Source organism: Gemmatimonadota bacterium (genome assembly GCA_040882465.1).
Classification (GTDB): domain Bacteria; phylum Gemmatimonadota; class Gemmatimonadetes; order Longimicrobiales; family Gaopeijiaceae; genus JBBEBG01.
Genome location: JBBEBG010000036.1, coordinates 211657 through 223570, shown reverse-complemented (window position 1 = coordinate 223570; position 11914 = coordinate 211657). Strand labels below are relative to the sequence as shown.

The window sequence follows — 11914 nt, the reverse complement described above, 5'->3', positions numbered from 1 at the left end:
TTCGCGCCGCTGTCGCGCGCGCCCTCATTCGATGGACGCTCCCGCATCCGAAGACCGAGGATCCGGTACGCCCACGTGCATCCCGGTGGCCGGATCGAACATGATCGCCTGGACCTGTCCCTGGCCACCGCCATGGTTCACGGTGTGCCCCATCGCCTCGAGCGCCTGGACGACGCTGACGTCGGCCCGGTTCTCGATCGAGAGCCGATCGGGGAGCCACTGATGATGGCTTCGGGGCGCGGCCTGAGCCGCCTCGAGGTCCATGCCGAACTCCATGATGCTCATCGCGACGTTGAGGACGGTATTGATGATCGTCCGCCCGCCGGGGCTTCCGATCACTGCCACCAGCTCCCCGTCACGGGCGAGGATCGTCGGGGTCATGCTGGAGAGCATCCGTTGCTCCGGGCGGGCGAGATTCGGCTCGTTCCCGATCTGCCCCCCGTCGGTGGTGATCCCCGGGAAGCCGTTGAAGTCGCCCATCTCATTGTTCAGGAGGAAGCCGCCGCCCGGCACCGTGATCTTGGAGCCGTAGCCGGCCTCCAGCGTGTACGTGACCGAGACGGCCAGGCCGTCCGCGTCCACCGCCGAATAGTGGGTGGTTTCCATGCTTTCGACCGGGATCTCGAGCTGCTCGATCGAGGAGACGCCGGCACGGTTCGGATCGATCCCCGCGCGGAGCTCGGCCGCATAATCCTTGCTGGTCAACATCTCGATGGGAACGGGCCAGAAGTCGGAGTCGGCGAGGTGGCGGGCGCGGTCCCGGTAGGCGAGCCTCTGGGCCTCGGCCATGTGGTGGAAATAAGGCGCCGTCCCCTGGCCCATGGACTGGAGATCGAACCCCTCCAGGATGTTCAGCATCTGGACGAGCGCCACGCCGCCGCTGCTCGGCGGGGGCATGCTGATGATCTCGTATCCCTTGTACGTGCCTCGGATCGGCTCGCGCTCGACCGCGTCGTATTGGGCCAGATCCTCCTCCGTGATCATTCCGCCGTTCGCCGCCATGTCGGTGGCGATGAGACGGGCGGTCTCCCCCAGATAGAAGCCGTCTCGCCCCTCGTTCATGATGCGGGTGAGCGCCTGGGCCAGGTCGGGCTGGGCCCAGGTCTCGCCGGCCGCGTAAGGTACTCCGTTCTTGGAGAAGGCTTGGACGCTGGCGGGGTATCTCGACATGGATCCCCCGACCTGCCCGGCGAGCGACCGGGCCAGCCCCTCGCTCAGGACGATCCCTTCGGCCGCCAGCGTCACCGACGGCTGGACGATGCCCGCCCATTCGGCTCGTCCGTATCGTTCGTGCGCCAGGGCGAATCCCGCGACCGTGCCGGGGACGCCCACCGCGAGGTGGGAATTCGCCTGCACCTGACGGGAGTATTCCCCGTTTTCATCCACGAACATCTCCGGATGAGCCGCGAGAGGAGCCTTTTCCCTGAAGTCGATAGCCGTCGAGCTTCCATCGGGAAAGCGGATGACCATGAACCCGCCGCCTCCGATGTTTCCGGCCGTCGGATGGACGACCGCGAGGGCCAGCCCCGTCGCGATGGCGGCGTCAACCGCATTCCCTCCGGCTCGAAGGACGGCGGCCCCGGCCCGGCTGGCAATCTCGTTCTGCGAAACGACGACCCCCCCGGTGGTCCGGACCGTCTGGCCGACAGCGGCCTGGTCTACCTGCGGGGACACCCGGATCGGTTCGGGAGCCGCGGGGGCGCAGGAGGCGAGAAGCACGCCGCCGGCCAAGGCCAGCCCGGCGAGTGAGAACCAGCTGTTGGAACGCTTTCGCGGGCGCGAGACTGCGGGCCATCCGACCATACGAACTCCTCCGGTCGAGAGGGGGGTGTCAACCTTCGAAAAGGGCCGTTCGCGGCCCGGACCACCCCTGAAGTCCAGGCCACGCCTCGTGCCCATCAGCCCGAGCGTACCGCCCGTAACGGCCTCCCGCAAGGTTCGCCTCGCCCCTCTCGGGGGCGCCGAGAGGTCACCCCTCGCTGAGGGCGACGGCGGGATCGAGCCGGAGGGCCCGGCGGACCGGAAGGAGCGTCGCCAGGAGTCCGGCCGCGGCCAGGGCGAGGGCCGCGATCAGATAGACTCCCGGATGCAGGTGACTCACCCCGAAAAGCAGGCTCTCCAGCACGCGGCTCAGGACCAGCGCCACCGGCAGACCGACCAGGATCCCGATCGCGACGGGGCGGAGTCCATCCCGAGCCAACAACCCGAGGAGCCGGGAGGCCGGCGCGCCCAGGGCCATTCGGATTCCGATTTCCTGACGCCTTCGTGTCACGAGGTACCCCACCACGCCGTACACTCCGATCCAGGCCAGGACGACGGCGAGCACCGCGAACATTCCGATGAGCCCGGCGCGGACGGTGGGCTGCGCGACCGCAAAGGAAAGGACGTCGTCGAGAGTACGGACCTGGGCCAACGGCACTTCGGGGTCTATCTCCGCGAGCGCGGAGCGCATGGACGCGACGATCGCGGTGGGCTCGGCCCGCGTGCGGACGACGAAGATCATCGCATGATAGGACGGTGTCTGACTGTTCGGCGTGTAAAACATGGGGATGGCGTCCGCCTCCCGGAGATCGAGATGTTTCACGTCGCCGACCACCCCGACGACCTCGCGGGACCCCGGACCACCGATGCACTGATAGCTGAACTCCAGATCCGGGCAGGCAGCGCTGAGGGCCTCATCGGGGATGCCGCTATTGTAAGTGAACCGTCGCCCGATCGGATCTTCTCCGGGCCAGAGCTGATCCGCGAGCGACTGGCTCACCACCGCGACGAGGGAAGATCCGGCTTGGTCCCTCGAGTCGAAGAGTCGGCCGCGCACGAGCGGGACTCCCATGGCCTCGAAGTATCCGGGTGTGACGGTCCTGGCCTGCGGTGACGGGCCTTCACCGGGCGGGGGAAGGGGCCTCCCGTCCACGTAAATGCCGCGACTGTCATAGTTGTCGGTCAGGGGAAGGATGTTGACTCCGCCGATCGCGATGATGCCCGGGATGGCCCGCGCGCGCGCCTCCAGCTCCTGTTGGAGAGGCGTCTGGGTCCCTTCCGGATACCGCGCCGTCGGGGGTGCGACCTCCATGGTGATCGCCTGCGTCGGTTCGAAGCCGGTCGAAACGTTTCTCAGGTTTAGCAAGGTGCCCACCAGAAGTCCCGCGCCGGCCACCAGGACGACGGAGAGCGCGACTTCCGCGGCGATCAGGATCTCTCTCGAGCGCCTTCCAACCGCGCCCACGCCCTGCCGGCCGCCCTTCGCGAGGGCGCTCTGGAGATCCCCGGACGAGAGGGAAAGCGCGGGAAGCATTCCGAAGGCGAGCGAGGCGACGATCGCCACCAGCGCTCCGAAGGTGAGGACCAGGGGATCGAGGGCGATGTCCCCCGCGCGCGGGATGCCGGCGGCCGAGAGGCGGGTGAGGAGACTGGTCGTGGCGGAGGCGGCGAGGAGCCCTCCTGCTCCGCCGATCAGCCCGAGCACGAGGCACTCCGTCAGAAGCTGCCGCACGAGTCTCCGGCGCCCGGCGCCGAGGGTCGTGCGTACCGCCAGCTCGCGCTCCCGGCCGGCGCCTACCGCGAGGAGGAGCGTTCCCAGGTTCGCGCACGCCACAAGGAGGACGAGCCCCGCCGCGCCGAGGAGGATGAGGAGCGTGTTCCCCGCGTCGCCCACGACGGCCGCGCGAAGTGGCTGCAAGTGTACACCCTGCCCGGTGTTGCTTTCCGGATACTCCCCCTCGAGCCTGCCGGCGATCGTGGAGAGTTCGGAGCGTGCCTCCTCGATCGTGCTCTCGGGCGCGAGGCGGCCGACCGCGCGAATGAAGTGGCCTCCCCGGTTCGCATCGGCACGCTCGAACCGATAGGGCGTGAAAATCTCGGCGCTCCGGTCCGTGCGCTCCTCGATGTGCCGAAACTCGGCGGGGAGCACGCCGACGACCGTGGTGGCCGTCGCATTCACGAAGATGGTCTGACCCACGATCGAAGGGTCGGCGCCGAACATGGAGCGCCAGAGCCCGTCGGAGAGAATGGCGACGGGGCTCGCGCCGGGAAGGTCCTCCTCCGGTGCGAAGAGGCGGCCGAGCGCCGGGTTTACGGCGAGGGTGGGGAAGAATCCCTCCGTCACCTGCACACCCCCGATCCTCTGGGCGGTCGCGCCGTCGCTCACGGTGGCCGGCCCGATCCACCCATGCGCCCCCATCCTCGCGAACTGCCCCGACTCGCGTTCCAGGTCCATGAAGTCGGCGGGGGAGAGGTTGTCCGCTTCTCCCGTGGCGATATCGAGCCCAGCGATACGGACGAGCTCCTCCGGGTCCTCGAAGGGAAGCGGCCTCAGGACCACGGCGCGGACCACGGAGAAGACCGCCGTATTGACGCCGACGCCGAGGGTGAGGGTGAGGACCGCGATTGCGGTGAAACCGGGGCGGCGGCCGAGGCCACGAAGCGCGAAGCGCAGATCCTGGAGGATGGAGTTCATCGTTTCACTCCGAGCGGAGGGCGGTCAGGGGATCGAGAGTTGCCGCTCGGCGGGCGGGGATCCAGGTGGCCAGGGCGGCCACGAGGAGGAGAACGAAGACGGCGGCGACGAAGGTCCAGGGATCCAACGGCTCGACACCGAAGAGCACGGCCCGCGTCACTCCGGCGCCCGCGACGGCGATCAGGACACCGAGCACCGTCCCCGCGAGAACGGGACCCACGCCCTCGCTGAGGGCGACCCGCACGACTTCTCGCCCGGTGGCACCGAGCGCCATCCGAATGCCGATTTCCGAAGTCCGCTTCCGGACGAGGAAGGCGAGAACGCCGTAGAGCCCGATGGCGGTCAGCACCACCGTGAGTGTGGCGAGCGCGCCGAGAAAGAGCGCAAAGAAGCGGGGCCGCGCGATGGACGAATCCACCGCGTCGGCGAGGGTCTGGATCTGCGTGAGGGCCTGCCCCGGATCGATCTCCCGGAGTTGTCCCAGGAGGGGCGCGACGAGTGCCTGCGGGTCGCCGGATGCACGAAGGACGAAGGCCATCCCGCGACGAGAGAGTTGCTCCTGGGCCAGATAGATCGTCGCCCGCGGAGGAGCCTGAGGCCCTCGTTGGAGGATGTCTCCGGTCACGCCGACGATCGTCCAATCCAGCGACGAGGCCCGGATCGTGCGTCCGACCGCCTCCTCTCCGGGGAAGGCGGTTCTCGCGAAGGTCTCGTTCACGAGGACGACGCCGACCGCGTCCTCACGGTCCCCGTCGGTGAAATCCCTCCCGGCCACGAGTGGGATTCTCATGGCGCTGAGAAGGCCCGGGGAGAGTTGAAGCACGTCGGCGGACTCCCGGCCCTCTCGAACCGCCGGGTCTTCGCCCGGAAGCTCCCAGTCCCACGACTCCCCGGTTCCGAGAGTGGGGAGAGACCGGATGGATCCCACGGCCTCGACACCCGGAATCGCGCGGAACCGGTCGAGAGTCTCGCGGTGGAAGGCCCGGTAATCTTCCCGTTCCGGGTACCGGCTCGCCGCGATCACGAGCGAAACCGAGAGGGCCCCCTCGGGTTCGAAACCGACGTCGAGGGTCTGAAGGTGCCAGAGGCTCCTGCCGAGGAGGCCGGCTCCCACCAGGAGGACGACCGAGGCGGCAAACTGCGCGGCGATCAGGGCCCGGCGCGTTCCGGGCGCGACCGAGTACGATCCCGTGCGGCTTCCCGCGCGAAGCTCGTTCGCCGGATGGAGGCGGACCGAAGCGAGCGCGGGCAGGAGCCCCGAGGCCACGACCGTGAGCAGGGACACGAGAGTCGCGAAGAGGAGGACCTCGGGGCTGACCTCAACTTCTTCGATTCTCGGGAGGACGCCGGCGTTGAGGGCCTTGATCGCCCCGGTCGTCCAGAAGGCGATGAGCGTTCCGGCGGCTCCTCCCAGCACGCCGAGCACCAGGCTGTCCGTGACGAGCATTCGAATCAGGCGCGCTCGGCCGGCCCCGAGGGCGATGCGGACGGCGAACTCCCGGGTGCGCCCCAGCCCTCGGGTCAGAACCAGATTCGCCACGTTCGCGCAGGCGACGACGAGCACGAAGCCGACCGCCGCAAAAACCAGGAGAAGCGAGCGCGCGACGCCACTCACGGTGGCGTCCTTGAGCCGAAGGACGTCCACGCCGCGAATCTCCTCATTCGATTCGGGATACTCCTCGGCGAGGGCGGCCGCGACGGACGACAATTCGGAACGCGCTTGCTCGGGGGTGACCTCGGGCCCCATGCGCCCAATTCCCTCCAGGAATCGGACCCCTCGGATCTCCGTGGGAATGGAGCTCTGAGAAACGATGGCCAGCGGCGTCCACACTTCCATCCCCACCTCGGGAAAGGCGAAGCCGGCGGGCATCACTCCGACGACACTGAAATTCTCGTCGGATAGGCGGAGCGTGCGACCCACGGCCGCGGGATCGGAGCCCAGCTCGTCGGTCCAGAATCCGTGGCTGACCACGACGACCCGGGGATCGCCCGTTTCGTCCGCCTCCGCGATGACCCGACCGGCGAGGGGAGCGACGCCGAGCGCGGTGAAGAATCCCGCGGAAACATGGGTCGTGCGAAGCTCCCGCGCCCCCGCGTCGGACTGGAGGACCAGGTGCATGGGGAGCGTCGAATAGACACCCATAGCCGGGACGGCCGCGCTCCGGGCCGCCCAGTCGCGGAGGTCGGGAAGGGAGATGGGGATCTCCGTGGCACCCCTGGGCGGATCGGCGGAGTGGAGCGTGACCACACGGTCCGGATCCGGGAAAGGAAGGGGCGCCAGAAGAATCCCCTGGACCAGTCCGAAGAGGGTGGTCGCCGCTCCGATTCCGAGTCCCAGCGTGATCACGGACGCTGCGGAGAAGCCAGGACTGCGGATGAGCTGGCGAATCGAGATTCGGAGGTCCGAAATGAGATTTGGCATCGGCATCATTCTCCGCGAAGCACGTACATCGGATCGATTTTGGTCGCGCGGCGGGCCGGGATCAGGGTGGCGACAACACCCGTCGCTCCCAGGAGAAGCGTCACGAGGGCCAGGATGAGGGGGTCCCTCGGGGCGACCCCGTGCAGGAATTCCGCGAGGAGGCCGCTCCCCGCGAGAGCGGCGGCAAGTCCAATGCCGAGACCCGCAAGAACGGGGACCAGGCCCGTGCCGAGAACCGATGCCACAACCTGGCGTTCGCGGGCCCCCATCGCGAGACGGATTCCGATTTCGGGCCCCCGCGAGCCCACCGAATAACTCACCACGCCGTACACCCCGAGCCCCGCCAGGACCAGCGCGAGAAGTCCGAATCCACCGACGATCCAGAGCCCCACGCGACGCCGGGCGAGCGAGCCGGCGAGGCGCTCGTTCATCGTGGCGAGCTCCCACATCGTCACCTGGGGATCCACCTCCCTCACGGCGGTGCGGACCTCGGCCAGGAGCGACGTCGGGGGAACGCTGGAGCGCATCGAGACGATGGGGGAGGTCGGAGGGGAGCCCGCGAAGCTGAAATAAGTCTCCGGGCGGGCCTCTTCACCGAGTCCGAAGTGCCGCACGTCCCGCACGACACCGACGACGGTGTACCAGGGGTCGTCCGGGCCCGGATTCGCGGTCGAGAAGCGCACGCGCTCTCCGAGGGCGGTCCCGCCGGGCCAGAGCCGCTCGGCCGCCGCCTGATTCACGAGGATCGCGAACCCTTCCGAGGCCAATTCCTCGGGGAGGAGATCGCGCCCCTCCACCAAGCGGATTCCCATGGCCGGGAGATAACCCGGGGTGATCCTCCTGAATTCGATCTCCGGATGCTCCGGGACCGGAGCCGGGCGCGACTCCACCTCGAGCGTCGTGGTGAGGCTCAACGCCATCAGGGGAAGCCGCGTCGTGGCCCCGGCCTCCGAGACCCCCGGAATGGCTTCGACCCGCGTCAGGAGATCCTCCACGTACAGGAGACGCTCTTCGGCGGAGGGATAACTCTCCGCGGGGATTCCCACTTGGAAGGTGAGCACTCCATCGGACTCGAACCCTGGGTCCACGCCGAGCAAGGCCGCAAAGCTGCGCACGAGGAGTCCGGAACCCACCAGAAGCACGACGGCGAGCGCAACCTGCGAAGCCACGAGTCCACCCTGGAGGCGCCGCGAGCGCGTGGCGCCGCCTCTCATCCCCCCGCGAAGAGGCGCGTGGAGGTTTCCCTTGGCGAGGTGCAAAAGGGGTCCGAGGGCGGCGAGCACTCCCGCGAGGCCGGTTACGAAAAGGAGGAAAAAAAGAACCCGCCCGTCGGCGGCGACGGCCTCGAGGCGAGGGAGATCGAGCCCGGCCGAGGCCCTGAGTCCGTCGAGGATCCACTGAGCCGAGAAGAATCCAAGCACTCCGCCGGCGACCGCGAGCACGACTCCTTCGACGACGAGAAGGCGGCCGAGCCGGGGAAGGCGCGCACCGAGGGCCGCGCGGAGGGCCATCTCTCCGTCCCGTCCGAGGGCGCGGGTGAGGAGAAGGCTCGCCACGTTCGCGCAGGCGATGAGGAGGACCACGCCGACTCCCGCCAGAAGCGCCAACAGGGGTCCGCGGACTCCCCCCACGATCTCCTCCCCGAGCGGGAGAAGGTCGGCCTCGAGTCCAGCGTTCGCGTCCGGGAGCTCGACCGCGAGTCGGTCCATGATCGCCGCGACCTCCGCCCCGGCGGCGTCGAACCCGACCCCCCCCGCGAGTCGCCCCACGCCCGTGATCCAGCGGACGCCTTCCCGAATGGCCAGGGGGCTCTGCTCCAATGGAAGCCAGAGATCCGGCGCGAACAGGAGCTCGAAGCCGGGCGGCATCACTCCCGCGATCACCGTCGGCACCCCGTCAATCGGGAGGGTGCTCCCCACGCTGGCGGGGTCCGCTCCCAACTCGCTGGTCCAGAAGCCGTGGCTCACGACGGCCACCGGCGTGCCCCCGACCGCATCTTCTTCGGGAAGAAACCATCGCCCGCGCGCCGGACGGACGCCCAGCACGTCGAGGAGGGAGGCCGAGGCGAACTGCGCGGCGAAGCGGGCCGGCCCCGCCTCCCGTCCGATGGTGACGTTCCAGTCGAAGGGTGCGACCCCGCCCATCCGGCTGAAGCCACCTGCCTCTCTGTCCACCTCCCGAAAGGTGCCGATGGAAAGAGTCTCTCTCTCGACCTCGTTCAGCCGGTTGTAGTGCCGAACGAGGATCAGGTCCTCCGCATCCTCGTACGGAAGCGGCTCCAGAAGCACCCCGTTCACCACGCTGAACATCGCGGTGCTCGCACCGATTCCGAGGGCCAGCGTGAGGATCGCCGCGAAGGAGAAGGTTGGACTCCGCCGAAGCTGGCGGAGTGCGAATCGGAAATCGCCGAGCAGGTCACCCATGCCGGAGTCTCTCCATCGGAATCGTGAGTGCAGCCCGCCGTGCCGGAAGCCAGCTCCCGGCGACGGCTGCCGAAAAGAGCACGCCCACCGCGGCCGCGATGGTCAGGGGATCGGTCGGCGCGATCCCGAAGAGGAGTCCCTCCACGGCCCGACCCGCCAAGAGGGTTGCGACGAGTCCGACCGCGACGCCGATTGCCGCCGCCCCGGCTCCCTCGAGGAGGACCGCCCCTCGAATCCCGGTCGGGCGTGCACCCAGCGCCATGCGAATGGCGATCTCTCTCCGGCCCCGGGCCACCGAATACGCGACTACGCCGTAAACACCGACGGTGCCGAGCAAGAGAGCGACTCCGGCGAACGCCCCAAGGAGGCGGGCGACGAAGGTCCGCGTTCCGGCGCTCCCCCGGTACAGCTCGGTGACGGCCGCGAGCCTGCGGACCGGGAGCTGGTCGTCCACTCTTCCCAGTGCGTCACGGAGCATCGGAGCGAGAACGACACCATCCGCGGCGGACCGGACGAGAACGGTCATCCACGACATCCAGGGCCAGAACCGTTGGGCATGCGCGAGGTAGATCGCCGCTTCCGGCTCGGCGTCGAGACCGAGATCGCGCGTGTCGCCGACGACTCCCACGATTTCCACCCAAGGCTGTTCGTCCGCGAAGCGGATCCGGGCGCCGACGGCATCCCCGTCCGGCCAGAGCCGACGGGCCAGGGCATCGTTCACGACCGCGGCCGGGGGTGCACCGGATCGGTCGCCCCCGGCGAGCGCCCGACCTCCGAGCAGGGGGATGCCGAGTGTCTCGAAGTAGCCCGGGGTCACGGCCCGGAGGGAGACGGGGGCCTCCCGCGGGTTCGCCCCGGGGCGAGGCCTCCCCTCGATCACGAAGCTGAAGGTGTTGCCGAAACCGACGACGGGTGGCTCCGCCGTGCCCGTCGCCGCGATAACGCCGGGAATTGCGCGGATTTCCCCGAGGAAGCGGTCGTAGAGCGCATCCTGATCCGCCTGCTCGGAATAGCGCGCTCGCGGGACGTCTACGGAGACCGCCCAGAGATCGGTCGTATCGAAGCCGGGGTCCACCTCTCCCAACTCGAGGAGGCTTCGAACGAGGAGTCCCGCTCCGGCCACCAGCACCAGCGCGCCCGCGACCTGCGCGGCCAGAAAACCGTGGCGAAGACGCCGGGGAATGCCCTGCGCAGCGAGATCTGGGCGCAGTGGGGTGGGTGTGGATCCTCCGCCTCCCCCGGCCCGGAGCGCGGGAATGAGACCGATTCCGAGGCTCACGGCGAATGCGGTTCCGGCGGCCGTTACGACGACTCGCGCGTCGAGGCGGGCGTTTTCCAGGAAGGGGACCCCGCCCGGCGCGATCGCGAGGAGCAGGTCGAGTCCCACTCCCGCGAGGAGGAGCCCGCCGCCCAGCCCGAGCGCCGTCAGCACGCCCGTTTCCGTCAGGGATTGGCGAATCAGACGACCCCTCCCTGCGCCGAGCGCCTGACGCACCGCGAACTCCCTCGCCCGGTCGAGCCCCCGCACCAAGAGGAGGTTCGCCACGTTCGCGCATGCGATCAGAAGGACGAGTCCGACGGTCCCGAGGAGGAGGAAAAGGCTCGCGCGCACGTCACGGGTGCGGTCCGCCCGATACGGCTCCACCCTGGCGCCCCACCCCTCCATGAACTCCGGATGCGCCTCCGCGATGCGCGAGGTCAACGCGAGCAGCTCCGAACGGGCCGCGTCCAACGAAGTGTCTTCACCGAGCTTCCCGATGACGCGCCACTGGTGGCTCCTTCTCGACTCACGGTCCGCCTCGGTGAGGCCGAGAAGCAGCCAGAGCTGGACGTCGGAAGAGGGGAACTGAAATTCCCCGGGCATGACTGCCATGACGGTGTACGCGACTTCCTCGATCAGGATGGTCTCACCCAGGACATCGGGATTTCCGCCAAAACGGCTCTCCCAGAGGGCATGGCTGAGGACGACGGTCGGCTCTTCGGTTGCGCCGGAAGGGAGGGGGCGGCCGAGCTCGGGCGCGGTGCCGAGGACTCCGAAGACGCTCGGCGTGACCTGGAGGCCGACCACCAGATCCGGATCTCCCGAGCCGGCGATCCCCAGCTCGATGGCCCCGCCGTAAGCCCCGATCTCGGAGAACGAGGTCAGAGCGTCGCTCCAGTCGAGGACGTTTCCGCTCGAAACGAGGTTCGCCTCCCCGGTCGCCGGAGCCACCTCCCAGAGCGTTGCGAGGCGGTCGGCTTCCGGGTACGGGAGCGGGCGAAAAAGGACTGCGTCCGCGACGCTGAAGATGGCCGCGTTCGCGCCGATGCCGAGGGCGAGCGTCGCCGTCGCGACGACGGTGAAGCCGCGGTCGCGGAAAAGTCCTCGCAGGGCAAGACGGATGTCGGCGAAGAACTCTCTCATGCACCCACCTTGAAGCCGAGGTCGGCGTGCGCTCGCATGCCGGTGAAGCGGTTCCGCCCCGGGGCCGGCCCGGGCCGAATTCCGCGTAGGGAGCGCGCACTCCCTACGGAGACTCCTTAAGGAAGGACCGTGCCGCGGAAGCCTGGCACGGTAAGTCGTGTGAGGATATATGATTGCATGAGTCTGGCCGCCACCGCGCGCGCGCCCCG

5 protein-coding genes are annotated in these 11914 nt (G+C 68.9%); all 5 read right to left on the bottom strand.

Translation table 11 applies throughout. From position 1 onward, the window contains the following. Positions 1-24: 24 nt before the first annotated feature. Positions 25-1803, bottom strand: a complete 1779-nt coding sequence (ggt, locus tag WEG36_13945; GenBank protein MEX1258712.1) for a gamma-glutamyltransferase — start codon at positions 1801-1803, stop codon at positions 25-27. Positions 1804-1969: 166 nt separating this feature from the next. Continuing rightward, the gene (locus WEG36_13940; GenBank protein MEX1258711.1) at positions 1970-4456 is read right to left on the bottom strand and encodes an ABC transporter permease; all 2487 of its coding nucleotides are present in this window, start codon (positions 4454-4456) and stop codon (positions 1970-1972) included. A gap of 4 nt (positions 4457-4460) precedes the next feature. Continuing rightward, a complete protein-coding gene (locus WEG36_13935) occupies positions 4461-6878 on the bottom strand; it encodes an ABC transporter permease (protein MEX1258710.1) in 2418 nt (805 codons plus the stop codon). 5 nt (positions 6879-6883) lie between these two features. Beyond that, entirely contained in the window at positions 6884-9301 is a 2418-nt protein-coding gene (locus WEG36_13930; GenBank protein MEX1258709.1) for an ABC transporter permease, read from the bottom strand. After that, the gene (locus tag WEG36_13925) at positions 9294-11705 is read right to left on the bottom strand and encodes an ABC transporter permease (protein ID MEX1258708.1); all 2412 of its coding nucleotides are present in this window, start codon (positions 11703-11705) and stop codon (positions 9294-9296) included. Before WEG36_13925 ends, WEG36_13930 begins: the two co-directional genes overlap by 8 nt. Between the last annotated feature and the right edge of the window lie 209 nt (positions 11706-11914).